This window comes from Nocardia ignorata NBRC 108230 (assembly GCF_001612905.1).
Taxonomy (GTDB): Bacteria; Actinomycetota; Actinomycetes; order Mycobacteriales; family Mycobacteriaceae; genus Nocardia; species Nocardia ignorata.
This window is the reverse complement of the sequence record NZ_BDBI01000005.1, coordinates 157,308-181,534: the sequence shown is the minus strand read 5'-3', so window position 1 is coordinate 181,534 and position 24,227 is coordinate 157,308. Positions and strand designations below refer to the sequence as shown.

General features: G+C 67.1%; 23 protein-coding genes and 4 pseudogenes. 13 read left to right on the top strand and 14 right to left on the bottom strand.

The window, feature by feature from the left end; all coding sequences use genetic code 11:
* The 9 genes from NI2_RS04605 to NI2_RS04565 all read left to right on the top strand — a co-directional run bounded on the left by NI2_RS04605 (position 1) and on the right by NI2_RS04565 (position 9,229).
* Complete coding sequence (locus NI2_RS04605) at positions 1-1,203, top strand: arylsulfotransferase family protein (protein WP_067487019.1); 1,203 nt, start codon at positions 1-3, stop codon at positions 1,201-1,203.
* Complete coding sequence (locus tag NI2_RS04600; protein WP_067486294.1) at positions 1,200-2,129, top strand: glycosyltransferase family 2 protein; 930 nt, start codon at positions 1,200-1,202, stop codon at positions 2,127-2,129. The genes NI2_RS04605 and NI2_RS04600 overlap by 4 nt, the downstream gene beginning before the upstream one ends.
* A gap of 3 nt (positions 2,130-2,132) precedes the next feature.
* Positions 2,133-2,867, top strand: coding sequence for a class I SAM-dependent methyltransferase (locus NI2_RS04595; protein ID WP_067486293.1), 735 nt, complete (start codon positions 2,133-2,135; stop codon positions 2,865-2,867).
* 1 nt (position 2,868) lies between these two features.
* Entirely contained in the window at positions 2,869-3,459 is a 591-nt protein-coding gene (locus tag NI2_RS04590) for a P-loop nucleotide/nucleoside kinase family protein (protein WP_243749892.1), read from the top strand.
* A gap of 80 nt (positions 3,460-3,539) precedes the next feature.
* Positions 3,540-3,863 carry a hypothetical protein gene (locus tag NI2_RS04585; RefSeq protein ID WP_067486292.1) on the top strand — a complete coding sequence of 108 codons (324 nt, stop codon included), beginning with the start codon at positions 3,540-3,542 and terminating at the stop codon, positions 3,861-3,863.
* Positions 3,864-4,353: 490 nt separating this feature from the next.
* The gene (locus tag NI2_RS04580; RefSeq protein ID WP_067486291.1) at positions 4,354-6,033 is read left to right on the top strand and encodes a DNA cytosine methyltransferase; all 1,680 of its coding nucleotides are present in this window, start codon (positions 4,354-4,356) and stop codon (positions 6,031-6,033) included.
* A 431-nt stretch (positions 6,034-6,464) separates the two neighbouring features.
* Positions 6,465-6,911: a hypothetical protein gene (locus NI2_RS04575; RefSeq protein WP_243749891.1), complete on the top strand. Its 447-nt coding sequence runs from the start codon at positions 6,465-6,467 to the stop codon at positions 6,909-6,911.
* Positions 6,912-7,200: 289 nt separating this feature from the next.
* Complete coding sequence (locus tag NI2_RS04570; protein ID WP_133734022.1) at positions 7,201-7,776, top strand: hypothetical protein; 576 nt, start codon at positions 7,201-7,203, stop codon at positions 7,774-7,776.
* Positions 7,777-8,674: 898 nt separating this feature from the next.
* The gene (locus tag NI2_RS04565) at positions 8,675-9,229 is read left to right on the top strand and encodes a type II toxin-antitoxin system PemK/MazF family toxin (RefSeq protein ID WP_067486286.1); all 555 of its coding nucleotides are present in this window, start codon (positions 8,675-8,677) and stop codon (positions 9,227-9,229) included.
* A gap of 52 nt (positions 9,230-9,281) precedes the next feature.
* Here NI2_RS04565 and NI2_RS04560 read toward each other — a convergent pair whose 3' ends face one another.
* The 3 genes and pseudogenes from NI2_RS04560 to NI2_RS04550 all read right to left on the bottom strand — a co-directional run.
* A complete protein-coding gene (locus NI2_RS04560) occupies positions 9,282-10,058 on the bottom strand; it encodes an aquaporin (protein ID WP_067487013.1) in 777 nt (258 codons plus the stop codon).
* 65 nt (positions 10,059-10,123) lie between these two features.
* Positions 10,124-10,750: pseudogene (locus NI2_RS04555) on the bottom strand (transglutaminase-like domain-containing protein); the annotation flags it as partial.
* A 2-nt stretch (positions 10,751-10,752) separates the two neighbouring features.
* Positions 10,753-11,369, bottom strand: a pseudogene (locus NI2_RS04550) (alpha-E domain-containing protein); the annotation flags it as partial.
* Between the two features lie 174 nt (positions 11,370-11,543).
* Here NI2_RS04550 and NI2_RS32750 point away from each other — a divergent pair.
* Positions 11,544-11,684 (top strand): annotated as a pseudogene (locus NI2_RS32750) (alpha-E domain-containing protein); the annotation flags it as partial.
* Here the strand turns inward: NI2_RS32750 and NI2_RS32745 are convergent.
* Positions 11,645-11,976 (bottom strand): annotated as a pseudogene (locus NI2_RS32745) (circularly permuted type 2 ATP-grasp protein); the annotation flags it as partial. The pseudogenes NI2_RS32750 and NI2_RS32745 overlap by 40 nt on opposite strands.
* 329 nt (positions 11,977-12,305) lie before the next feature.
* Between NI2_RS32745 and rpsT the strand changes: the two are divergent.
* Positions 12,306-12,566 carry a 30S ribosomal protein S20 gene (gene rpsT, locus NI2_RS04540; RefSeq protein ID WP_067486282.1) on the top strand — a complete coding sequence of 87 codons (261 nt, stop codon included), beginning with the start codon at positions 12,306-12,308 and terminating at the stop codon, positions 12,564-12,566.
* Positions 12,567-12,658: 92 nt separating this feature from the next.
* Positions 12,659-12,904 (top strand): hypothetical protein, encoded by a 246-nt coding sequence (locus NI2_RS04535; protein ID WP_067486280.1) that lies wholly within the window; start codon positions 12,659-12,661, stop codon positions 12,902-12,904.
* A 3-nt stretch (positions 12,905-12,907) separates the two neighbouring features.
* On the opposite strand, the gene holA is transcribed toward NI2_RS04535, so the two are convergent.
* From holA to NI2_RS04520, 3 genes are all read right to left on the bottom strand, one after another.
* Positions 12,908-13,876 (bottom strand): DNA polymerase III subunit delta, encoded by a 969-nt coding sequence (holA, locus tag NI2_RS04530; protein ID WP_067486278.1) that lies wholly within the window; start codon positions 13,874-13,876, stop codon positions 12,908-12,910.
* Entirely contained in the window at positions 13,839-16,577 is a 2,739-nt protein-coding gene (locus NI2_RS04525) for a ComEC/Rec2 family competence protein (RefSeq protein WP_067486276.1), read from the bottom strand. Before NI2_RS04525 ends, holA begins: the two co-directional genes overlap by 38 nt.
* A 199-nt stretch (positions 16,578-16,776) precedes the next feature.
* Positions 16,777-17,781 (bottom strand): ComEA family DNA-binding protein, encoded by a 1,005-nt coding sequence (locus NI2_RS04520; protein ID WP_067486274.1) that lies wholly within the window; start codon positions 17,779-17,781, stop codon positions 16,777-16,779.
* Between the two features lie 179 nt (positions 17,782-17,960).
* Between NI2_RS04520 and NI2_RS04515 the strand changes: the two genes are divergently transcribed.
* A complete protein-coding gene (locus tag NI2_RS04515; protein WP_067486272.1) occupies positions 17,961-18,923 on the top strand; it encodes a DUF2332 domain-containing protein in 963 nt (320 codons plus the stop codon).
* Positions 18,924-18,931: 8 nt separating this feature from the next.
* Here the strand turns inward: NI2_RS04515 and lexA are convergent, their stop codons facing one another.
* From lexA to nadD, 7 genes are all read right to left on the bottom strand, one after another.
* A complete protein-coding gene (gene lexA / locus NI2_RS04510; RefSeq protein WP_210740747.1) occupies positions 18,932-19,540 on the bottom strand; it encodes a transcriptional repressor LexA in 609 nt (202 codons plus the stop codon).
* A 75-nt stretch (positions 19,541-19,615) separates the two neighbouring features.
* Complete coding sequence (locus tag NI2_RS04505) at positions 19,616-20,104, bottom strand: GNAT family N-acetyltransferase (RefSeq protein WP_067487009.1); 489 nt, start codon at positions 20,102-20,104, stop codon at positions 19,616-19,618.
* A gap of 63 nt (positions 20,105-20,167) precedes the next feature.
* The gene (locus tag NI2_RS04500; protein WP_067486268.1) at positions 20,168-21,010 is read right to left on the bottom strand and encodes a DegV family protein; all 843 of its coding nucleotides are present in this window, start codon (positions 21,008-21,010) and stop codon (positions 20,168-20,170) included.
* Positions 21,011-21,013: 3 nt separating this feature from the next.
* Positions 21,014-22,519, bottom strand: coding sequence for a diglucosylglycerate octanoyltransferase (gene octT / locus NI2_RS34910; RefSeq protein ID WP_084475896.1), 1,506 nt, complete (start codon positions 22,517-22,519; stop codon positions 21,014-21,016).
* Complete coding sequence (locus NI2_RS04490) at positions 22,509-23,168, bottom strand: histidine phosphatase family protein (RefSeq protein ID WP_067486266.1); 660 nt, start codon at positions 23,166-23,168, stop codon at positions 22,509-22,511. The genes octT and NI2_RS04490 overlap by 11 nt, the downstream gene beginning before the upstream one ends.
* Complete coding sequence (rsfS, locus tag NI2_RS04485; protein WP_067486264.1) at positions 23,165-23,581, bottom strand: ribosome silencing factor; 417 nt, start codon at positions 23,579-23,581, stop codon at positions 23,165-23,167. The genes NI2_RS04490 and rsfS overlap by 4 nt, the downstream gene beginning before the upstream one ends.
* The gene (gene nadD / locus NI2_RS04480; RefSeq protein ID WP_067486262.1) at positions 23,578-24,222 is read right to left on the bottom strand and encodes a nicotinate-nucleotide adenylyltransferase; all 645 of its coding nucleotides are present in this window, start codon (positions 24,220-24,222) and stop codon (positions 23,578-23,580) included. Before nadD ends, rsfS begins: the two co-directional genes overlap by 4 nt.
* Between the last annotated feature and the right edge of the window lie 5 nt (positions 24,223-24,227).

The following is a 24,227-nucleotide window of genomic DNA, read 5'->3' as shown; positions in this document are numbered from 1 at the left end:
ATGCCCGCACCCGACACCCATTTCCTGTTCTCCCCGTCGGCGACCTACCCGAACCCCGTGGCATGCCTGATCAATCGCGACGCCGAGATCGTCCACGCGTGGAGCAGCGACCTCGACCAACCCGACCCCTCGGCCGGGCCACCGGGATACCTGCGTGGTTGGAACCACGTCGAACTCGGCACCGACGGTGCCTTGTATGCCACGGTGCCGTTGCACTCGCTGGTGAAGCTGGCGCCGGACTCTTCGCTGATCTGGCGGGCCGAACTGCCCGTTCACCACGACCTCGACATCACCGACACCGGCCAGGTCTATGTCCTCACCGAGCAACCCCGCCTCCTCGATGGGCCCGGTGATCCGTTCGTCTTACTCGACAACTCGATCACGATCGTCGACGACGCCACCGGCACGACCACCGCGACTCACTCGCTGTTCGACCTACTGATGAGCGACGTCAACCTGTCGGTGGCGGTCACCAGGCATATCGATCGCCGTCGCCGATCCCCGCACCACCATAGGGCTCTGGCGATCTATCACGGCCTCGCCTCGCCCGGTTCGGTCCAACCGGGGCGCAACGCATCCCGGCGGCTGCGCGATCTGCCGGGTTCTCCGGCAGATCTTCTGCACGCCAACACTATCGAGGTATTGCGAGCGCATCCGGCCGGATTGTGGAGCGAGGGCGATGTGCTGGTGTCGATGCGCGAACTGGACACCATCGCGGTCGTGGACCTGTCTGTCAACAGGGTGCGGTGGTGGTGGGGACCCGGCGATCTGTCAGGCCAACACCAGCCGACGATGCTGGCAGACGGGCACCTGCTGGTGTTCGACAACGGCCAACGCCGCGGATACTCCCGCGTCCTCGCGGTTGATCCAACACGACCCGCGATCAGCTGGGAGCACCTCGCCGACCCACCACGGAACCTGTTCTGTGCCGTGGCCGGAGGCGCCGAACCGCTCGCGGGCGGCAACATCCTCATCAGCGACGCCCAAGCCGGTCAAGCGCTCGAAGTGACCCGCGACGGTCACACCGCGTGGGCAGTGCGGACCCTGACCGCCGCCGGTGAACGCGCCCAGTTCTACCGAATGGCGGCTGTCGCGCCCACGACCGCCGCATCGGTCGTCGGACCGAGCGATGGTCCCGCCACCGGATCTGCCCGCGATCTGGTGCGCTGCGAACTACTCGACCTCGTCAGGACGACACCATGATCAGCGTCATCATCCCCACCCGCAATCGGCCAGGCCCGTTGAACCGGGCTCTGCGCAGCCTCGCACGCCAGGAATTCACCGATTTCGAAGTCATCGTCGTCGACGACGGCGGTACGTCACCCGTCCGTTCGGTCACCGGCAACTGGCGCACGGCGCTGCCGATCCGCTTGATCGAGACGGACCACTGCGGCGTCTCGGCCGCCCGCAACACCGCGATGGTCGCAGCCAACGGCGAATACGTCGCATTCCTCGACGATGACGACGTCGTGCTCCCCCGGCACCTGCGCGCCGCACACACCGTGCTGGACCGCGGCACCGCCGATGCCGTCTACGGCGGCGCGCTCGTCAGCTCCCGATGGATCGAATCCATCCCCCGCAAAGCCCGCTGGATGCCACGCAAGGACTACGAGTTCGACAGCCGATTCCTGCTGTGCGCCAACTTCATTCACACGGGCTCGCTCGTGTGCCGCAACTTCACCGATACCGCCGCCGAGTTCACCGAGTCGATGACCCACTGCGAAGACTGGGACCTGTGGCTGACCTTGCACCGCAGCCTCGGCTACCGGTTCGCCTACCTCGGCGAAACCACCAGCGTCTATCACCAGGTGCCGCAGTGTCGCGGCGCGGTCTCGTCGGCCTACCTGTCGAGCCCTACGCCGTTCACTCTCGCCCGCCGCAATCTGTTTCGGACGTGGCCGAGCACTGACCCGCAGATTGCCGACTACCGCACCTGGTTCACCGAGTTCGACGCCCGTCTCGACCGACTCATCGAAGACAGCCGACCGGCCCCGGCCCATATCTACGAGTCAGCGGTGCGCACGCTGCATCACCGCTTCGTCACCGGCCGTCGCGCCGATCACACCGTGCTGGATTCTCTTCTGCCCGAACACCACTCACCCAGCCGTCAACCAGCAAGGGTCAGGTAACCGATGCACACCGATGACGCCGTCACCACTTCCTACGACCAGCACGCCGCCGCGTTCGCCGCCGAAGCCGCCCACAGCCCCTACAACGCCCACTACGACCGCCCCGCTGTCTTGGACCTGTTGGGAGAGCTCACCGAGCGCGTCGTCCTCGACGCCGGGTGCGGCCCCGGCCTCTACGTCACCGACCTGCTCGCTCGCGGCGCCCATGTCATTGCCATCGATGCCTCCGCGAGCATGATCGACCTCGCCCGCCGACATGCCGCTGGACAGATCACCCTGCGCCAGCACGACCTCACCCAACCCCTGTACTGGCTGTCCAACAACACTGTCGACATCGTCCTACTCGCCCTGGTCATCCACTACATCGACGACCGGATCGCGCTGCTGCGCGAACTCCACCGCGTCCTGCGCCCAGGCGGCCACCTCATCGTGTCCACCAGCCACCCGACCGCGGACTGGCTCACCGCCGAGGGCAGCTACTTCGACACCGGATGGGTGCAACAACGGTGGTCGTGCGGCATCACGCACCGCTTCTGGCGTCAACCATTGCAGACATGGTGCGCGGAGTTCACCGCAGCCGGTTTCACCATCGACGCGATCACCGAGCACCAGCCCGCCTCCGAGATGGCCCGAACCCACCCGGCCGAATACGACACCCTCACCCATCAGCCGGGTTTCATCGCCTACCGACTCTCCAAAGCGGCCACCAGCGACGGTGGGATCGACGGCGTTGCCTGACATGCCAAAATTCGTCATGGCCAATTCGCCGAATTTTCCAGTGCTCGTCGTTGTCAGCGGGCCTCCGGGATCGGGCAAATCCACCCTCGCTCACGCCCTCGCCACGGAAATCGGTGTCCCAGCGATCATCCGCGATGAGATCAAACAGGGCATGGTCCTTGCTACCCCGGCGCGCGACACCGATTACGACGACCTCAACATTCCCGTACTGCACACCTTCTTCGACGTCTTGACCGTGCTGGCCCGCGCCGGGGTCAGCGCGGTGGCAGAAGCAGCGTTCCAGGATAGGTTGTGGCGTCCCGGCCTGATCCCGCTGGCCGAACTCGCTGAGATCCGCATCATCCACTGCACCGCACCGCAATCGGTTCTGCATGAACGCATCGCCCGCCGCGCGGAGAGCGATCCCCATCGACAAGCCCACAACGACCAGGGTCTCCTCGCAGCGATCGCCGCTGGTGGCCAACCTGTCGGCGCGTTCGTCCCGGTGAGTATGGACGTCGCGGAACTGGTGGTCGACACCACCGATGGGTACCAGCCCAGCCTCGATGCGATCACCCAGTTCGCCGCCCACCCGGCTCCGAGCAATGCCTGATCGTCGCGGCGTAGCTTCGCTGGATCTTCGAGCCCGAAAGCCGCGACCTCGATCTGAGGGAATTGGTTATCGTCACCGCCATGATGGGCGACGAGTGGGAAGACACCGCCCGTGACGTGAGCCAGGTCGTGCTCCCGCTGCTCGCACGGCATCGAATTCTGTTCATCCAGATCGGACGGCCTGCTCGCCGGGCGCGCACCGACGGGACAGGCGTGGGCGTGTTCGAAGATTCACGTTCGCCGCAACGGCTCTACATCGAGGGTCCACAGCCGCAGGTGGGCGGCAGCCTGCGGTGCAGCATGTCGACCAAGGGCCGAGGAGTGCCATGCCGCACTGCGTTTCGGCTCCCCATTCCAACCTGGCCACGACGACCGATCGACATCCTCCCCACCCTTGAACTCTGACGCCCTCGGGCCCGATCCCGACGACAGCGGCGACCCGCAGTCGCGTGTCGGGGGCAGCCCTGCAGGTTCGCGGGCATGGGCGATACCTAGAAAAGCCCTCACCTGCCAGGCGGGTGAGGGCTTTCTGGGGTATCGGAAGGCTCGACGCTGGTTGATTGCTTTCCGACGCGGAGTGTACGACAGCCGGGACGTGAAGCCCAGTCCAGGACCCACCTGTGCGCCGACTGACTGAAACCACAGGCACGCAGACGCCGCGCTCGACACCGCCGATCAGTTGCTCTCCCAGCCGACCGCATTCACGTCCCCACAGCCAGAACCAAGAGCACTCATTCCCGACGCGATCACCGCTGAAATCTGCTGCTGCACAGTGGGTTTCAGTGCAACAATCTTGACCTCGAACCAATTAACGGGTAATATATGACATAGAAGTTTGCGGGACCGGACACCCCGCCCTCTTCGACCCCACTCGCAAGTCACGAAGGGATTTCCCATGCTCGAATTGATGGATTGGTTTTGCGGCGCTGGCGGCTCTACGCAGGGCGCGGCAAAGGTGCCCGGTGTGCGCATCACCCGTGCGGCGAATCACTGGGGCAAGGCTGTCGAGACCCACATGGCCAACTACCCCGAAGCCGATCACTTCCTCGGCGACCTGAGCACCGAAGAGGCCAAAGAGAAGGTCGCGAAATGGCCTGCCGCCGACCTGTTCTGGGCCAGCCCGGAATGCCCCCAGTGGTCCTCGGCGCGTGGCAAGAAGCGCGACTTCCACAACACCATGCAAGGCGACCTACTCGACCTCCAGCGCGACGAGGAAGCCGACCGCTCACGTGCGTTGATGGAAGAGGTTCCGATGTATTTGCGCGGCGTCATCGAGCGCGGCGGCCGGGTCCGCGCCGGAGTCGTGGAGAACGTGGTCGAAGTCCGCCAGTGGGACCAGTGGAACCGCTGGATCAGCGAGATCCGAGCCCTGGGCTACGGAGTCAAAATCATCGCCCTGAACTCCAGCCACGCCCAGCCGGTCCGCACCCCGGCAGCCCCGCAGAGCCGCGACCGGCTCTACGTCGCCTACTGGGATCTCACGCTCGGCCGCGAGCCCAACTGGAACAAGTGGTTGCGCCCACGAGCCTTTTGCGTGGCCTGCGATGAATGGATCAACGCCCTTCAGGTCTTCAAGAAACCCAACGCCGACATGGGCCGCTACCGCACCCAATACGTGTACCGCTGCCCACGGGTCAGCTGCCGCAACTCGATCGTCGAGCCGCCCGTCCTTCCGGCAGCCGCCGCGATCGACTGGACCCTGCCGGGCACATGCATCGGCGACCGGGCCAAGCCCCTGGCCGACAAGACCATGGAGCGCATCCGCGTCGGCATGCGCCGCTACGCCTCGGCCATGCCGATGATGGTTCCCGCCGGAGGTACCTGGCGCGACGACGCCACCCAGGTCACCGGACCGATGGCCGCCCGCACCACCCGTGAGAACGACGGCCTGGCGATCCCGCAGCCGTTTCTCTCACTTCTGCGCTCAGACCAGCCCCGCACGATCGGTCCGCACGAGCCCCTGTCCACCATCGTCGCCGACGGCTCCAACCACGGCCTCGTCGTCCCACCGCCGCTGATGGTCCCGATGGAGGGCCGCGACGGCAAAGAAGCCCAGCTGGCCTCACAGCCTTTACGCACCCAGACCACCCGCAACGAAACTGCCGTGGCATTCTTGCCATTCATCGCCGAAATGCGCGGCGGCGCCTCGGACGCACGCGCCGTGATCGACCCGCTCGCCACCGTTACCGCCAGCGGCAACCACCACGGCCTGGTCATTCCGCCGACGGGGATGTCAACTCAGCTGTGGAACTCGATGCTGCTGCCCTACTACGGCACCGGCACCGCGCGCCCGGTCGCGGACCCGATCGGTGCCATCACCACCCGCGATCGGTTCGCTCTCGTCGACACGATCACCGAACGCGACATCGACAACGTGCGCTTCCGCATGCTGGAGCCAGAAGAAATCCAGAACGCCATGGCATTCCGTTCCGACTACATCGTCCTAGGCAACAAACGCCAGCGAGTGCGGCAACTCGGCAACGCAGTTACCCCGCCCGCCGCCGAAATCCTCATCTCCGCGCTGGTGGAAGCCATCACCGGCGAAGAACTAGACCGCTACGGGCTGGCTGCTTAGGCGGCTGGGGAGGGCCCGACGCCCTCGGTCCTCCCCAAGCCCCCCTTCCGTTTCGTCCACTTGCGCAACCACTTCCCGAGCCGACCTCCGATCGCCAACGTGACCAGCAGCCATCCCAACGGAGTGCACACGGCCTCGCGGCCAGCCGAGTGGGAAGGCTCAGTACAAGTGCTCCTCACCCCCGTTTTCGGGGAGCCACAGACAGAGGTCGGGCGGCTTGGCGAAGCCACGATCGCGAGACCGCAGCTCGGACACGCCAGGCCGCCCGAAAGTGCCCCACTCGCAAAAGGAAGGGCAGGAACGAGTTTAGCAACCCAGTACCGTCCGGCGCGCCCCTCTCCGCTACTCGCCTCGAAAAGAGGTCATTCATGGTGCCCGCCGTATCCGACGTCGGCTTGAGCCCTGCGGGAGTGACCGGCGACAATCAGGGTGTGGGAACACTGATCACACTGAAGGAATGGGCCGCCCTACACGGACGCAGCTACGGCTCGATCCGCAACACCTGGGTAGGCGACCCTGACTTCCCAAAGCCGAAACAGCCCCGCTCACGAACAGGTCTGGGCGCAGGCACCCCAGCCCTTGAGTACGACAGCGACGAACTAGACGACTTCGCAGTACGCTGGGAAGCCGCCAAGCGCCCTGCATCGTTGCCCATGCCCGACGAACCTGAGGAATACCGAACCCTAGGCGCGATCGCCCGTTTGCTCGGCGTCGACGGCAAAACTGTGACCCAGTACCGCGACACCCTCAACGAACAGGTTGACCACACCGACCGCGGCGCACGCACTCTCTTCCACACCCGAGGCGTAGTAGAGGTGCTCAACCAGCGACGCGGTATGGGCATGGCCCGCCCACGCAATGCTCAGCCTCCCGAGTAGCAATCTCTCATTTTTACCCCGACAGCAGGTGACAGCGCCTCCGCGCAGTCAGCAAAATCAAGGCTCCTGGACAAGACGGTTTCACCCCGCCCCAGGGCGACCGACAGTTTCTTCGATCGACCACAGACTGGGGGGACCTATCAATATCGACGGCCAGGCAGAATTCGAACACACCGGAAACACCTACCTACAGGTGCGCGACTGCCTTCGAGTGATGGGCAACCAGCTGTTCGTCCATAGGCACTGGTACGAAAGGTCGCTAGCGAAGGATCTCAAGAACCCTGCCGCTGTGTTCGACGTTCTGATCGAGCAGGATTACCTGGAGGCGGAGGGAACCACCTCGGTCTCAGTCTGGAATCCCGAAACCCGTGATCACGAACAGATTGTTGAGACGACATATCACCCAACGAGCAAAGCCTATGCTTTGGCGAATGCTAGCGCGACGACACCCGTGCACCGCGCCACGGCGGAAAAGGCACTTGCGGGCTTCCTACAGCGAGTGGGGCAAGCCACAGCCGATCCGATGAACTTGGTAGTCGTTGATCGCGTGGTGCTGTTCGGCTCGATGATGGACCCAAATCGGCAGCGTGTGAGCGATGTCGACTTGGCCGTGAGCTTCATTGAGAACGGGGCAGTCTTTGAGGCCGCTGGTGGTTACGCGCTGTCCGGGTCCGTCTTCCTCGCTGAGATGAACGGCGCCCGGCACCCCTCCGGGTACCGGGGGGAATTCGGGGTGCGGAAATTTCTCAAGAACCGTTCCCGAGTGTTGAGCCTTGCCCGCCTTTCAGAGGATGGGGCGATTGCTGGACTGCCACCCGAGACCACCTCGCACCGGGTTCTGTATGAACGGCCGCGCGTGGTTTAGCGATGCCGGCGCAACGGCCGCATCGACACGTCCCCGGCGCGAGCCTTCCGTTCACGACCACACCAAATGGTTCGACGCCGCGGTAACCGTCCGAGCGGGCGGCAGAGCCTGGGGCACCACTGCCATCTCGACTACTTGCTCGGTCCACCAGATGTAGCGTGTCGCCCCATGTCCCGAGTGGCAGAGGAGCACATCCTCAGCCTGTGTGCCCCCGTGGAATCGAATGGCAGCCGGTTCCACACCCAGGCGCCGTGTTCAAGGCCAGTTCAGCGCGGGAGGAACTGATGTCCAAGGCAGAGGAAGGCCTGGACGCACTGCAGTACTCCGACGGACAGCTTGAGTAGACATCAGTGCTCGAGCCGCCCCATCAGCCAGCAGCCCGAGAGGGGCGGATCGCGACCTCAACGATCCAGGCAGGCGAAGACAACCCTCGTAGTTCCCGCCGATTCGGCCGACCGAGCCTGAGGTAGCTACAAGATTGCCGACCTGGAAAACTCGTCGGCGTGTCGGGTTGCGACACGCCGACGAGTCCAGGTGCTACATGTCGCGGCGCCAGCTCGCCGCTCGGGCAAGCCTGCAGCCGATCTCATCCCATTCTCATCCCATCGCCCAACACAACACCACGGGAAACACCAGGTCGCGCCGGGAAGCGTTGGGAAGTATGAAAAATAGGCGACTACCAGGCCAAACCCAGCCCTACCGGGCGACCCGAGAATCCCTCTGCGCGATGATGCAGAAGTTCCTGATCCGCGACGGATCGGTGAACGTCGTATCGGCAAAGCTGGAAGCCACTCCACTCCTCGAGGGGTATCGGCGAACTGGGTCCATCGTCCCATGGCCACACGCGCGGCTCTGTCACCGGTGCACCGGAGCCGGGTCAGTCGTTATATTTCCAAGCATGGCCAGCAGTTGGAACACTCTCGGCAAGCAGCTCGGCGTGATCGCCAAGGAGCAGGGGCCGAAGATCGTGCGCAAGCAGGGACCTCGGCTGCTCGAGAAGCTGGCGGGTGCGTTGGGCGGCGCCAAGCCCGGCCCCGTCGTGCCGGTGCGCCCGACCGCCTCCACCCCCGTGCCGACCGCGCATCGGGCCCGCCAGATCGTCTACTGCCCGCAATTGGACGGGCGCGCCGACCCGGGTGAGGTGGTGTGGACCTGGGTGCCGTTCGAGGAGGACCCGACCAACGGCAAGGACCGCCCGGTCCTGGTAGTCGGTCGCGACCGCAAGACGCTGCTCGGGCTGATGCTGTCGTCGAAACCCGAACGCGCGCACGACCACAACTGGGTGGGCATCGGCTCGGGTCCCTGGGACCACGCGGGCCGGGCGAGCTGGGTGCGGCTGGACCGGGTGCTCGATGTGCCCGAGGACGGCATCCGGCGTGAAGGCGCGATCGTCGAACGCAAGACCTTCGACCTGGTCGCGCACCGGCTGGTCGCCGAATACAGCTGGAGCTGACGCGACGACCCCCGATCCGGACATACCGGATCGGGGGTCGTGAAAGCCCGGCTCAGCTCAGAACATCCCGGGAACGACCGAAGATCATGCCGTACACCAACGCCCCGAGCACGCCACCGATCAGCGGGAACACGAAGAACGCCCACACCTGACCCATCGCGCCGTCCTGGTACGGGGCGACCGCGAGGCTGCGCGCCGGATTGACCGAGGTGTTGTCGACCGGGATCGAGATCAGGTGGATCACGGCGAGCGTGAAGCCGATCGACATACCGGCCAGCGGCACATCCGAGAGGCGGTCGGTCGAAGCGAGCACGACGAAGACCAGCACCGCGGTGAGCATCACCTCGATGATGATCATGGCCGCCATGCCGTACCCGTTCTGCACCACGACCTCACCGAGCGGGCCGGTGGCCGCCGACGGACTGTGCTTGCCCCAGCCGTTGGCACCGAGGCCGTCGACCGGCCGGTCGTAGCTCGGCAGGTTCTTGGCCACCGCGAACAGCACCAGCCCGGCCAGGAGACCACCGATGAGCTGGGCGACCCAGTAGCCGACCGCCGAGACGACCGTGACCCGCCCGAGTAACAGCTGGCCGAGCGTGACCGCGGGATTGACGTGGCAGCCCGAGATCGGCCCGATGGAGTACACGAGAAACAGCAAGGTGAGACCGAAGGCCAGCGCCACACCGAGCGCACCCACCCGATCACCGGCGAGCACCGCGGTGCCGACACCGCCCATGACGAGCAGGAACGTGCCGAGCGCTTCCGCCGCCCATTTCTTGGGCTCGGGGATGACTTCGGGTTCAGTGAGTTCTTGTGCTGTGAGCGACATCTGCGACCACCTCTCCGGGAGAATGATCCCCGCGACGAGCGGGGTCCGCACGAGCGTTTCGGACATTACGCCAGGCGAGTGACCTCTACAACGACCGCGAGGTCTGTCGAGCCGCCGCCGGAGAACACCCCTTTCAGTGGCGGTACATCCGCGTAGTCCCGCCCGACACCCACCGACACGTGCTGCTCGTTGACCGCCAGGTAGTCGGTCGGGTCGTAACCCCACCACTGTCCCGTCCAGGCGTCCACCCAGGCGTGCGACTCCCCCGCCACCGCCTCTCCGATCGGCGCGGCCGGGTTCGGATGCAGATATTCCGACACATAGCGGCTGGGAATTCCCATGGCACGCAACAACACCAGTGTCAGGTGCGCGAAGTCCTGGCACACGCCGCGCCGTTCGGCGAAGGCCTGCGGGGCTGAGGTGTGCACCGAGGTGGTGCCCGCGCTGTAGTCCATTTCCCGGTGCACCCATTCGGCCGCCCGGACCACGGCTTCGGCGGGCGAGACACCGCGCGCCAGCTGTTTGGCCACGGCGTCGAGGGGCTCGTCGCGGGGCACGTAGGCGGTGGGACCGAGCATTTCGTCGAACCGGTCGACGGTGCGTTCGCCACGTAGCTCGGCCCAGGTCAGTTCCGTCGCCGGTTCGGTGAACGGTTCGGTTTCCACCACCGACGACCCACTCACCTCCAGTTCGGCAGCTCGGTCAGACAGGCCTCGGCAACCAGCAACGCATGGAACACCGATCGCGGGAAAAGGCGGTCGTGCAGGAGGAATTCGGCCACCCGGGCCGCGTCGAGCGCGCCACGGTGGGTGCGCAGGTAGGTGTCGTGGGCGCCCGCCGAGCGCAGCACCGTCACCCAGGCGGGTGAGGAGGTGCGGTCACCGGCCCGGGACAGCAGCAAGCGGACCATCATGTCGATGCGTTCGATGGAACGGCCGAGCAGCAGGAAGCGGTATCCGTCGTCGCGGCTCAGCGTCGAGTCGGTCAGTCCGGTGAACATCGCCGCGCGGTCCTTGACGTCGGCGAAGAATTTGTGTGGACCGAGCCCACGGGCGGCCTGCTCGGCGCGGCCAGCCCGTTGTAGGTGGTGTTGAGGCACTCCCACATCTCGCTGGAGGCGACTTCCCGTGCACCACGGGCGTTTTCGCGCGCCTTCGCGATGGACTCGCTGATGGACACGCCGTGCTCGTGGCTGAACGCGACCAGATCGGTGACCGACCAGACGTCCAGGCGCAAACCGACGGGCGGTTCGATGCCGAGCACCTCGAGCAGGACCCGCGACGTGCGGTCGGCGTCGACGGTGGCGTCCTCGAAGGACACCTGGGTGCTGGCAGGCCGCTCCGACGACAGCGAGCTGGCCGGCCCGCAGCTGGTGAGTGATCCGCGCCGATCCGTTCGAGCAGGGCCGCGACCTCACCACCTCGCAGGCTCATCAGCAACAGCAGCAGCAACAACAGACCCAGCGGCTGATCGGGGATTGACCACATGCTCGCCCACAATGCCGAATCCCTGTACTGGATCGGCCGCTACGTCGAACGCGCCGACGACACCGCCCGCATTCTCGACGTGGCCGTGCACCAACTCCTGTCGAGCCAGCAGCGGAAGGTGTCGACATTGGGCAGGACCGGTTTCTCGCCCAGGTAGTACTCGATGATCGCCGGGACGTAGGTGTAGACGAGTTTGTCGTCGCCCACACCGTTGCCGACGGCACTCGAGATCACCACATTGCCCACGCGGGCGGCGCTGAGCACACCGGCGACGCCGAGCACCGAGTCCGGGCGGAAGTGCATCGGGTCGAGGTAGATGTCGTCGATGCGGCGGTAGATCACGTCGACCTGTCGTTCCCCTCGGTGGTCCGCAGGTAGACGACATTGTCGCGGCAGAACAGGTCACGGCCCTCGACCAGCTCCACCCCCACGGGGCCGTAGCCGTGGAACAAACCGGTGTGTGCGACCGCCGGATGACCGTTCGCTGTGGTGGAGGTCATGGGAGAAAACTGTCCACGACCCGGCGACAACGCCGTGTGTGCCACACGTAAATTTCTCGCATCACCTGAAACGGGTGAACTCGCCGTCCGCACCGGTGTGGGCGGGCGGGGCCCGATTTCGCCGGGCGGTGCCGAGCTGGTAACCTCGATCTTCGGCGCGGTGTTACCCGTAGTTCAGCACCATCTGCTGCATCGTGGGCGCGCGCCCGACGAGCTTTCAAGACATACCACCCAGCGACAGGAAACCAGAGGATACAGGCGTGGCCAACATCAAGTCCCAGATGAAGCGGATCCGTACCAACGAGGAAGCGCGCAAGCGCAACCAGTCGGTCAAGTCCGCGCTGCGCACCGCGATCCGCAACTTCCGCGAAGCTGCTGCCAGCGGTGACAAGGAAAAGGCTGCCGAGCAGCTGCAGTTCGCGAGCCGCAAGCTCGACAAGGCTGCCTCCAAGGGCGTCATCCACGCCAACCAGGCCGCCAACAAGAAGTCCGCGCTCGCGCTGGCTCTGAACAAGATCTGATCTGCCCGGGTCGCTAGTACCCGGTTCGCAAGACGCAGCCGCCGTGGCCTCGATGACCACGGCGGCTTTTGTCGTCGGCTACCATTCCGCGCATGTTGACGGTGTACGCGAATCAGACGGTGGTACGAGGCGACGACCTGGCCGAGGTGATCCGCGCGGCGGAGATCCTCGGGCTCGGTCTCAAGATCGAGAACGTGATGGTGCCCGACGAGGACGGCGGCTACAGCGTCGCCTGGGTCGTCACCCGTGAGGACGAGATCCCGCTCTACGAGGAGTGGGAGGGCCGGTACGAGGACCTCGAAGAAGACGAGGAGGCCCTCGCCGTCATCGGCGACTGACCCTCAGCCGGTGGCCCGCAGGTCGAGGATGCGCGCGAGCGCGTGCTCCACGGCGAAGGTGGCATCGGCGGCGCCGCCCTTGACGTCGGCGTTGAGGGCGGCCACCACCTGCAGGGCGGTGCCGATCGAGGCCGGGTTCCAGCCACGCGCCTGCGCTTGGGCCTTCTTCACCTTCCACGGCGGCATACCGAGCTGCTGAGCCAGTTTGAACGGGTCGCCGCGGCCGGCCGATCCCACCTTGGCGATGGTGTGGACCGAGTCGGCCAGCGCGTCGGCCAGCAGCACGTGTGGGACGCCCCGGTCGGTCGCCCAGCGCAGCGCCTCCATCGCGGCCGACCGGTCGCCGGCCACAGCGAGTTCGGCGACGTCGAATCCGGTCACCTCAGCGCGGCCGGAGTAGTACCGGCGCACGGCGTTCACATCGATCTTGCCGCCGGTGTCGGACACCAGCTGCGAACAGGCCGCGGCCAGTTCACGCAGCTCGAACCCGACGCATTCGATCAGCACCTGCACCGCTTCGGCGCCGACCTTCACGCCCGCGGTCCGGAACTCGCCGCGCACGAATTCCACCCGCTCCGCCGGTTTGGTGAGTTTGGCGCACTCGTGCACCACGGCGCCCTGCTTCTGCAGCGCCGGGACCAGCGCCTTGGCGCGGCCGCCACCGGAGTGCAGCACCATCAGGACCACGCCGGGCGGCGGGTCGGCGGCCGCGTCGGTGATCACCGCCACCGCGTCCTTGCCCGCCTCGGCCGCCGATTCGAGCACGATCACGCGGTCTTCGGCGAACAGCGAGGGGCTGAGGAGTTCAGCCAGTTCGGCGGTGCTGGCGTCACCGGCGCGCATCCTGTCCACCGGCACCGAATCCGGGTCGGGCGCCCCCGCCCGTACCTCGCTCATCACCCGCGCGACAGCGCGCTCGACCAGCAGTTCCTCGTCACCGAGAACCAGATGCACCGCAGGGAGTTCGCTCACGAGGCGATCCTACGTAGGGGGACCGACGGGATCGGCGAGGACCGCGATACCGCGGCTCGTCCGCCGCGCACGGGCCCGGTCGCGCTGTGTCGGCGCCTTCCTGTAGCGCCTCACGGATGGGATCACGCCGTCCTCGGCATCGAAGTGCTCGACGTGGACGAGGTGTCGGTGGCGGTAGTCGGCGGGACTTGACCATTCGTTGTTCTGTCGCACTCCCGAGCACGATGACATCGCCGTCGAGGTCGGTTCGGGCGATTGTCGCGCCCAGCGAGGTGAGCACCCCGATGACATCCGGATGTGGATGTCCGAAGGTGTTGTCGGCGCCGGAGCTGATCAATGCCAGGCGTGGCCGGACCGCGCGTAGGAATTCCGCTGTGGTCGTCCGCGACCCGTGGTGTGGAACTTTGAGCACGTCGGCTCTGATGTCGTTGCCGCGCATCGTTTTCCGCTGAGCCTCGCTCTCGATGTCACCTGTCAGCAGAACCGTTCCGAGTGCCGTACGCGCCCGCACCACCAGCGACCGATCATTGGCATCATCGAGTTCCAGCGAACCGGGGGCCCGCTCCCCCGGCGCGAGAACGTCGAGTTCTGTCGCCCCGAAACGCAACACGTGTCCCTGATGCAGCTCGATCAGCGGAATCCCCGCGCCCTCGGCAAGGTCCACGACCCTGCGTACTCCGTCCCGTGAATGGTCATGAGCGCCAACGCTCTCCCTTGTGGTCGTCTCAGTCGACGCAGACCGAACGCAGGCTGTCGGCAGTCTCGAAATAACTCTCGGCAGCGTCTCCGCGGGCCTCGACTGCGATCCAAGGGTTGGCGTGGGGCAGGTGGGTTGGCGGGCTTCGCCGGGGGCGGTGGCTATGGCGTCTACTGTGCGGCCGTGGAGGGCGCCCGCGAGGCCGTCGATGTGGTCTGCGTGCGGGTGGGTGAGGATGAGGAGGGGGATCCGGGTGACCCGGAGGCGGTCGAGGCAGCGGCGGACGGGGCGGGGGTCGGGGCCGACGTCGACGACTACGGCGGCACCATGGGCGACAGCGACGGCGAGGGCGTCTCCCTGGCCAACATCACACATGGCGAGGACCCAGCCCGCAGGGGGCCACCCGGGGTGCCAGAGCCGGACTGGGACCAGGACGACCGCGATACCGAGGCAGACGACGGCAAGGAGCCGACGGGTCCACGACCAGCGCAATGCCGCCACCAGGACGACCATGAGAGCAGCCGCGACCAGGCCCGCCGCAGTGCCCGACCGCACCGTGACGGCGGCGCCGGGAAGAGCGGCAGCGTGTTCGGCGACCCCGAGCAACCACCACAGTGGCGGGCGCGCACACCACAGCACCCACACGGCCGCATCCACCCACAGGCACGCGACTACTGCACCGACCGCTCCGATCACCGTGATCACTCCGACCACGGGTGCGACGAGGGCATTGGCGGCGACGGCTACCAGACTCACCCGCCCGGACAGGGCAACCATCAGCGGCAGTGTCACGACGAAGGCCGCCGCCGACACCGCGAGAATCTCGGCGGGTACACGCCACCACCCGCGCTCGCGCAACCAGTCCGCCCAGCTCGGTGCGATCAGGATCAGCCCGGCCGTGGCGAGCACCGACAGCGCGAATCCCGCACTCACCGCCAATTCCGGTGCGACGGCGAGCAATCCGATCACCGCACCGCACAGGGCGGGTAGTGCCTGTTTGCGTCGGCCGGTCAGCAGGGCCAAGACCGTCACCGAACCCATCGCGGCCGCACGCAACACACTGGGATCCGGCCGGGCGAGAATCACGAACACCACCACTGCCCCCGCGGCGGTCGCTGCCCTGGTTCTTGGTCCGGCGGTGAGGATACGGCTCAAGCCGAGCAGAGCGGTCAACAAGATCGTGAAATTGGCTCCGCTGACTACGCACAAGTGCTGCAAGCCGGCTATTTCGAAGGCATCTCTGACCTCAGTCGACAGGGCGGCGGTGTCGCCGACCACCAGGGCGGGTAGCAGACCCGCCGCGTCGGGCGGGAGGGCGCGCGCCGCCGCGTCGGATAGGTCGGCGCGTACGCCCGTCGCGAGTCGTTGCCACCAAGGCGGAACACCGATGCGTTCCGGTTCGGTGCTCGCCCGCAACGTGGCGACGGTGAGGTCGGCCCGCAACGGTTCGCTCACCGTTCCCCGGAACCGAACCACCTGTCCCGGCGCGAGTTCCGCCCACTCCTCCCCGGCAGCGAGAACCACCAGCGTGCCACCGGCGTGTATGCGGTGCGCACCGCTGCCGAATTCGCGCAGTCCTGCCCGGAGGATCCATCGCCGTTCACCGCCGAACGAGCCTGCCCGAATCTGTTTGGCGTCGTCCGAGATCTCCGCTACCACCGTCACGGTTCGCCCGACCGATTCGCGCAACGGATGCGCCTGCACATGATGTTCCCGCCACGCGGCCGCCGCCCCGAATCCGGCGCCGAGCAGCATCGTCGCTGTCCCCACCACAGCGACGACCCGCCACCGTTCCCGGCGATGCGCCATAGCCCACAACAAGCCGACCCACGCGCCGATCGCTCCCAGCACCGCCAGAACGGCCAGCACCACCCCCGCTCGCCAGCCGAGGGTCAGGGCGATGAGCGTGGCCGCCCAGCATCCGAGTGCGGCGGGCACCAGCCGCATATCGAGGACCGGGGGCTCCTCCTGGTCCTCGTCGGCCGCCGTGTTGTCCGGCGTCACCGAGGGACGACGACTCGACCCCGGCGATCTGGACGACGACCTGCCGACCGACGCGGAACTGGCTGCCAACGGCCGGTCGACAGCTCGACTCGACATGTCCGCTCTCGCCCTGTCCGCCCCGATCCTCATCGACCCGCCGCACCGGCGGCCTGCACAGCCTGATCACGCAGGCCGGTGCCGATCGCGTCTCGCACACGGGTCATGTCGTGACCAGATCGCGCAGGCGAGCCAGTCGGGCCGGACCGATACCGTTCACCTCACCGAGTTGCGCCACATCGGTGAACGGCCCATTGGTCGTCCGCCACGTGATGATCGCCTTCGCGGTGACCGGTCCGACGCCGGGCAGCGCATCGAGTTCGGCCTCGGTCGCCGAATTGAGGTCGACTCGCGAATTGCCGGCCGCACCGGGACCGGGACCCGCGATCTCCCCCGCGGAGCTCGAACCCGGTGGCCCACCGGCGGCACTGATCATCGCGCTGCCCTGCACGGGTTGGCCCGCCTGGGGCCCGGCGGTACCGACAACCACCTGATCACCATCGGCGAGCCGCTGGGCGAGGTTCAGTCCCGCGAGGTCGGCACCCTCGCGGACACCGCCCGCCATCTCGATCGCGTCGGCGACGCGTGCCCCGCCGGGCAGACGATGCAGTCCGGCACGCTGCACCAAACCCACCACGCTGACGACGAGTTCCCCACTCCCACCTCCGGTTCCGGCTCCCGGATCATCGGTCGCGGCACCGCTCGCCGCCGCTACCACAGCGGTCTGTTCAGCGCGCGGAGTGAGGTGCTCGGCGCGCAGTGCCGGTACCGGTGGCACCGCCTGTGATACCGGGCGATCGCGCATCACCATCACCCCGGTAAGCACCACCGCGACCAGGCCGATGATGCCGAGCGCCAGCGCACCGCGCCGTCCCGGATCTATCCGAGCCTGACGAAAACGTTCCGGCACCAAGCGGTTCCGGCCGCGCCGACCTTCCTCGTCCAGCCAGCCGGGCGTCCCCACCTCGCCCGGCGCCCCGTCCGCGGGAGTCAGCTCGTCGTCGTCCCAGTGACCGGTACGCGGCGGATCGGCGGCACCGCCCCGCCGGTAGCCGAGGGGCTCGTCGTCCGCCTCCCACCGAGCCGTCGTATGTGGTCGTGGTTTGTCCTGCACCGCGAGCCCGCCCAACCGCTGCCGAACTCGCTCGTGCTCTTCGTGTCGTGGCATGGCGGCGACGCTAGCCCTCGGCTCTCCTCGAAACCCGCCGCCCACCTGGTCTTTCAACGGGGCTGTGGATAACTCGCGCCCTGTGGACAACTTCCGGTCAGCGGCGCTTTCCCACTGACCAACGGCGGTGCTCGCCGGATACCGTGCGCTCATGGCCGATTCGCAGTACGCAGGTACATATGCACCTGGCACAACGCTTCCGCGACTTCGCGGTGCGGGAGGTCCACACCAACTCCCCGCTGTACTACCGCCGTGCCCTCGACATCGCCGAGGACCCGGCGGTCCTGGCGCTGCTGGCGCGGCTGCCCGTCGAGAAGCAGCAACCCAATCTCGTGCTCGCCGCCGCGACGGTGAACGGCGTGAACGCGGTGCCCTACAGCGAGTTCCACACGCAGCTGATCGAACGGTGGGAGGCGATCGCGACAACGGCGTTGTCCCACCGCACGCAGACCAACGAGGTCGGCCGTGTGGCGACACTGCTTCCGGTGCTGGCCGGGCTACCGGGCCCACTCGCACTCATCGAGGTCGGCGCCTCCGCGGGTTTGTGTCTCTACCCGGACCGTTTCAGCTACCGATACGGCACAACAGTGCTGAACCCACCGGACGGCGAGTCACCGGTGGTGTTGCCCTGCACCGTGCGCGGCCCGGTCCCCGTGCCGACAGCCCTGCCGGAGGTCGTCTATCGCGCAGGCGTCGATCTGAACCCACTCGACGTCACCGACCGGCACAGCCGCGAATGGTTGGAGGCACTCGTCTGGCCCGGCCAGGAGGACCGGAAGACGCGACTGCGCGCAGCCTGCGAGATCGTCGCGGCCGACCCACCGATCCTCGTCACGGGAGATCTGAACGAACGGATCACCGAACTCGTGCGCGCCGCGCCATCCGACAGCACCGTGGTGGTGTTCCACAGCGCCGTCCTCACCTACCTCCCGCCGGAAGCCAGGGAACGGTTCCGCACGACAGTGCGATCGCTGCCCTGCCACTGGATTTCCCAGGAAGGCACAGGCGTGCTGCCCTGGCTGTCCGGTCGGCTCCCGCCACGGGCGTCCGAGGCGGCGCGCATGGTGGTCGCGCTGGACGAGGTCGCGTCGGCCTTCGCCGACCCGCACGGCCGGTCGCTGGACTGGTTCGGTCCGGCGTAGCGGCGGGCTCAGAGCCGGCGCATCACCGAGACCACTTTGCCGAGGACGACGGCGTCGTCGCCGTCGATCGTCGAATAGGCGGGGTTGCACGGTTCGAGGTGGATGTGGCCGTTGCGGCGGCGGTACACCTTCACGGTCGCCTCCTCGCCGATCATGGCCGCCACGATGTCGCCGGAGTTTGCCTCACGCTGGCTGCGGACGACGACGAGATCGCCGTCGCAGATGGCGGCGTCGATCATGGAGTCGCCGCGCACCCGGAGGCCGAAGACCTCACCGCGTCCGACCAGCTCACGTGGCAGCGTCAAGACGTCGTCGGCATGCTGTTCGGCGGTGATCGGTGTGCCCGCCGCGATGTCACCGACAACCGGCACGCTGACGGCCGAATCGGAGCCCGCACCGGGTGCGCCACGCAGGAAAAGACGCACGTCGATGGGCCGGGTCATCGCCGCGCCGCGACGCAGAAAACCGTCCTCCTCCAGTGCCTTCAGATGTTTGGAGACCGTCGAGGTGGATCGCAGCCCCACCGCGTCGGCGATCTCGCGCGCACTCGGCGGATAACCGTGCGCGAGCACCGAATCCCGGATCACCGCGAGGATGTGTTGCCTGCGCGGCGGCATGTTCGAGGTATCGGGAAAGTCGAACTCGTCGAATGCGGTCACGCTGGCATCGTAGAGCCCGGCCACCGCACCCTTTCAGGCCAGGTTCTTGGCGAAGCAGTTCGACAGCGGCAGCTCGTGATACGGCGCGAACAGCGGGATCCGGTGATATCCGCTGCGTTCGTAGAACCGCACCGCATCGGGTTGCAGATGCCCGGTCTGCAGGATGAGCCGCGGTCGCCCCGCCTCCCGCGCCGCCGCTTCGGCGGCCGCGAGCAGAGCCGTCGCTGTGCCCGTGCCACGAAAGGCCGGCCGGACGAACATCCGCTTGAGCTCCAGATCCCCCGCGTTCCAGCGCACCGCGGCATGACCCGCGGGTGTCCGGCCCGCGTAGGCCACGAAGGTCTTGTGGACGGTGCGCGGGTCGACGACTGTCGGCGGCGGCCCGACGAATTCGATATACGCGTAGCGCGGGCCGACCTCGGCCGACATCTCCGCGCGCAGCACGTCCGCGTCCGGATGCTCCCAGTCGACGGTCAGCACTTCGACGGCGGGTGGGGTCGGTCGCGTGGTGGAGGCGGTCATGTTCTCCACCGTAAGCAGAGGACCGATCCGGGCGCGCCGGTTGTCATCAGCGAGATTCTCGGCCTAGGCGCATCCGCCGGGCAGCACCGCGACGCCGAGGGCGCCAACACCGAGGTGAACACCGAGCGTGGGGCCGAATTCCGCGATGTGGAGTTCGGTGAGGGTGGGATTCTGTTCGCGCAGTTGGGTAGCCAGGGACTCGGCGGCCTCCGCGGCACCCAGGTGCTGGATACCGAGGGCTACGCCCTCGGTGCCCGCGGCGGACGTCGCGGCGGCGACGAGCTTGGTCACGGCGCGCGACCGTGTACGCACTTTTTCCCGCAGCTCCAGTTTGCCCTCGACCAACTGCAGCAGCGGTTTGGTGACGAGTTCGCTACCGAAGAAGGCAGCCGCGCTGCTGAGCCTGCCGCCCTTACGCAACTGTTCGGTGCGGTTCACCAGAATGAAGGTGCGGGCACGGTTGGCGGCGGCGACCGCACACTCGTAGACCGCGTCGAGGGTGTCACCGGACCGGGCGCGGCGGGCGGCGCCGAGGACGGGCAATCCCGTGGCCAAGCCCGCGCCGAGCGAATCCACCAGGCGCACACGGCCGTCGGCGCCCATCTCGCTCACCGCCTGTCGCCCTGCCTCCCAGGTGGCCGACAACATCCGCGACAGGTGCACGGCGACCACTCCGTCGCCGCCGCTGTGCTCCATGGCGCGTTCGTAGGCCTCGCGCAACTCACCCGGCGAGGCCGCCGACGTGGTGACCGAGTCGGCGCTGTAGTCGATCTCGACCGGCTCGACGCCCTCGCGCAGCTGCCGGTCACCGACCAGCACGTGCAGGGGCACCACTTCGATACCGAGCTCGGCGACGAGGTCGGCGGACAACCCGGCCGCCGAATCGGTGACCACCACAACGGCCACGGACTACCGGACCTCCTGCAGCGCCTTGGTCATGGCGGTGGCGACCGCCTGATGCCCGGCCCAGCCCCAGTGGATACCGTCGGGGTTGGCCGATCCCGATTCGATGTCGTCGCGCACGGCTTCGCCGAGGTCGACCAGCGGCACCGAGGTACGCGCCGACCACGCCCGCAATGCCTTCACCGCGCGCGGCCGACCACGGTGCACGCGACCGTAGGCATCGCAGCGATGCACCGACGGCAACACCGCGACCACCGGCAGCTCCGGACGCAACTGGGTCAGCGCCTCACGCGACTGCTCCAGATAGTCCACGCTCACCCTCGGTGGAAGAGCAACGGGGCGACCGAGTTTCGACAGCTTCGGCTGCAGCCAGTTGTAGGTGGCCCGCACCCCGCGACGCAGCCGGGGCGGACGGATGTAGCGGATCGTCTCCCGCAAGGCGGTGGGCAGCGGCGACGGCAGGGTGTCCATGCCGCCGACGGCGAAAACGACAGCCCCCGCTCGCGGCACCGCGGCCCACACCCGGGGATCACCGATCAGTGCCCAGTAGGCGTCACGGCAGGTCCACCCGATCCGGGCGACCAGCTCGACATCCCAATCCAGTTCGGCCGCCACGAGATTCGGCCAGATCCTCGGATCATCGGCAGGCAATCCGCCCTTGGGCCCGAAGTAGGCGAGCGAATCGGCGATCACCAACAGCACCGGCCGAGGCGACGCCTGCTCCACCACCTCGGTCGAGGCCTCCTGCCGAACCACGGGCGCCTCGACATCGACAGCGCTGATCGACTGATCCTGCGGGGCAGCAGGTTCCGCGAGAACACTCGGCGCCACGCTCACCCCATCGGCCGGCTGGACCGGGGAAGGCGCGATCAAAGATCGCGCAGTGGGCTCCCCTTCGCCAGTGGACCCGGATTCCACCGTCTCAGCTCCGAGCCGCGCGCCAGCGGCTGCATCAGCGTGCACCGAAACCGATTCCGCGTGAGCGATACCGGAAGCGTCGTCCTGCGCAGGAGCAGTTTCGATCAGAGCGACATCCGAAGCCTCCGCCTGCGGCTGAGCCGTTTCTGTCTGCGCGGTGCCGGTATCAGCCTGAGCTGCAAAGGAATCCGAGCCGTCGGTCAGTACGTCGGCGCTCACCGACGAACCGGCGCCGACCTTCCCGGCATCGTCGACAACATTCGCCGCTACGGAACCCTCGTCGTCCGACGACTCCGCACCGGAATCCTGTGCACTCGAACCGGTCTCGCCCTCAGGCGACGAACCGGCCTCGGGTTCGCCGACCGGGGAAGGCGGTGGCCCGAACAGCGCGTCGGGCAGCGATCGCGTACTGCGCGCGGTGACCTGCTTGAAGAGTTCGTCGGGTACCGAACGGATCGGCTCCTCACGCTCGGGGCGTGCGGGCCGCGCCGGTGGCGGGCCGAACAGCGCGTCCGGCAATTGCCGTCCGGGCTTGGCCGTCACCTGCTGGAACAATTCGTCCGGTACCGATCGGACGGGCTCTTCAGAGGACATCGGGAGCTACCTTCGCCGCTGCGTTCCAAACATCGAGGCGCCAGCCGGGTCGGTCGACATCCGGGCCGTGACTGGACAGCTGCACCCAGCTTGTATTGGCCAGCCCACCGAGGGCAGGCCAGTTCTCCGGTGGCAGATCCAGCAACGCGGCCGTCAGGGCAGCGATCAGCCCGCCGTGCGCAACCAGGATGATAGTCCGACCGGGCCAATCCTGCCGCTCGTTGTACAGTTCGCGCACCACGGGCAGCGACCGGGCGCCGACCTCGAGTTTGCTCTCACCACCGGGCGGACGGTAGGTGGCGTCGAGCCGCCACTGCACCCGGGCCCCGGGGTAGTCGGCGTCCACCTCGAGGTGGGTCAGGCCTTCCCAGTCGCCCAGGTTGGTCTCGCGCAGGCGGGTATCGGTGATCACCGGCAGATCACTGAGGTCACCGAGGGCCTGGGCGGTTTCCTTGGCACGACGCAGATCGGAGGCGTGGATGGCGATGGCGTTGCGTGAAACCAGTTCTCGGGCAGCCTCTTTGGCCTGCTGACGACCGAGCTCGGTGAGATCGGTGTCGATCTGGCCCTGCATCCGGTCGGCGGCGTTCCATTCGGTCTGCCCGTGCCGCAGCAGGATCAGCGTGCGAACATGGGCGTACTTGCTCACTCGCTGTCTGCCTCTGCCTGCGCGTCGTCGTCGGCGGCCGGGGCCTTGGGTGCGGCGATACCGTCCACGGGGACCGTCGGGCAGTCACGCCACAGGCGTTCGAGGGCGTAGAAGTTGCGCTCGTCGTTGTGCTGGATGTGCACGACCACGTCGACGTAGTCGAGCAGCGCCCAGCGTCCCTCGCGGGTGCCTTCGCGACGAACCGGCTTGTGCCCGGCCTCGCGCAGCTTCTCCTCGACGTTGTCGACGATCGCGTTGACCTGACGCTCGTTGGGCGCCGACGCGATCACGAAACAGTCGGTGATCACCAGCTGTTCGGAGACGTCGAGGACAACGACATCGGTGGCGAGCTTGTCGTCGGCCGCGAGTGCGGCGACTCTGGCCATCTCGACCGCTTCGGCGGTGGCGCTCATGCCTTACCTTCCGTTCCTGCGGGCACATAGAGGTGCCGCTTCGATATGTACTGCACCACGCCATCGGGGACGAGGTACCAGACCGGCCGACCCTGCGCGGCGCGGCGCCGGCATTCGCTCGACGAGATGGCCAGCGCGGGGATCTCGATCATCGTCACGGCATCGGCGGGAAGGTCCCGCAGATGTTCCTCGAGATGGTCGGTGTTCAGCTCGTACCCCGGACGGCTCACCCCGACGAACTTCGCCAGTTCGAACAGTTCGGCCCAATCCTGCCATGTCAGGATGTTGGCCAGCGCGTCCGCACCGGTGATGAAGTACAGCTCGGCGTCGGGATGGGCGCTCTGCATCTCGCGCAGGGTGTCGACGGTGTAGGTGACCTTGTTGCGTTCGATGTCGGCCCGGCTCACCGAGAACCTCGGGTTGGACGCGGTGGCGATCACGGTCATCAGGTAGCGGTCCTCGGCGGGACTGACCTGTTTGCCCGCCTTCTGCCAGGGCTGACCGGTCGGGACGAAGATCACCTCGTCCAGGTCGAACAGGTGCGCGACCTCGCTGGCGGCGACGAGGTGACCGTGGTGAACGGGATCGAACGTGCCACCCATCACGCCGAGCTTGCGGCGCGGCCGGGCTGTCTCGTGCATGAGGT

Bases quoted from the DNA above. Each gene is read 5' to 3' on its own strand.
- NI2_RS04605 (WP_067487019.1), top strand. From the start codon at position 1: ATGCCCGCACCCGACACCCATTTCCTGTTCTCCCCGTCGGCGACCTAC.
- NI2_RS04600 (WP_067486294.1), top strand. From the start codon at position 1,200: ATGATCAGCGTCATCATCCCCACCCGCAATCGGCCAGGCCCGTTGAAC.
- NI2_RS04595 (WP_067486293.1), top strand. From the start codon at position 2,133: ATGCACACCGATGACGCCGTCACCACTTCCTACGACCAGCACGCCGCC.
- NI2_RS04590 (WP_243749892.1), top strand. From the start codon at position 2,869: ATGCCAAAATTCGTCATGGCCAATTCGCCGAATTTTCCAGTGCTCGTC.
- NI2_RS04585 (WP_067486292.1), top strand. From the start codon at position 3,540: ATGATGGGCGACGAGTGGGAAGACACCGCCCGTGACGTGAGCCAGGTC.
- NI2_RS04580 (WP_067486291.1), top strand. From the start codon at position 4,354: ATGCTCGAATTGATGGATTGGTTTTGCGGCGCTGGCGGCTCTACGCAG.
- NI2_RS04565 (WP_067486286.1), top strand. From the start codon at position 8,675: ATGGCCAGCAGTTGGAACACTCTCGGCAAGCAGCTCGGCGTGATCGCC.
- NI2_RS04560 (WP_067487013.1), bottom strand. From the start codon at position 10,058: ATGTCGCTCACAGCACAAGAACTCACTGAACCCGAAGTCATCCCCGAG.
- NI2_RS04535 (WP_067486280.1), top strand. From the start codon at position 12,659: ATGTTGACGGTGTACGCGAATCAGACGGTGGTACGAGGCGACGACCTG.
- NI2_RS04520 (WP_067486274.1), bottom strand. From the start codon at position 17,781: ATGCCACGACACGAAGAGCACGAGCGAGTTCGGCAGCGGTTGGGCGGG.
- NI2_RS04515 (WP_067486272.1), top strand. From the start codon at position 17,961: ATGCACCTGGCACAACGCTTCCGCGACTTCGCGGTGCGGGAGGTCCAC.
- lexA (WP_210740747.1), bottom strand. From the start codon at position 19,540: ATGCCGCCGCGCAGGCAACACATCCTCGCGGTGATCCGGGATTCGGTG.
- NI2_RS04505 (WP_067487009.1), bottom strand. From the start codon at position 20,104: ATGACCGCCTCCACCACGCGACCGACCCCACCCGCCGTCGAAGTGCTG.
- octT (WP_084475896.1), bottom strand. From the start codon at position 22,519: ATGTCCTCTGAAGAGCCCGTCCGATCGGTACCGGACGAATTGTTCCAG.
- rsfS (WP_067486264.1), bottom strand. From the start codon at position 23,581: ATGAGCGCCACCGCCGAAGCGGTCGAGATGGCCAGAGTCGCCGCACTC.
- nadD (WP_067486262.1), bottom strand. From the start codon at position 24,222: ATGCACGAGACAGCCCGGCCGCGCCGCAAGCTCGGCGTGATGGGTGGC.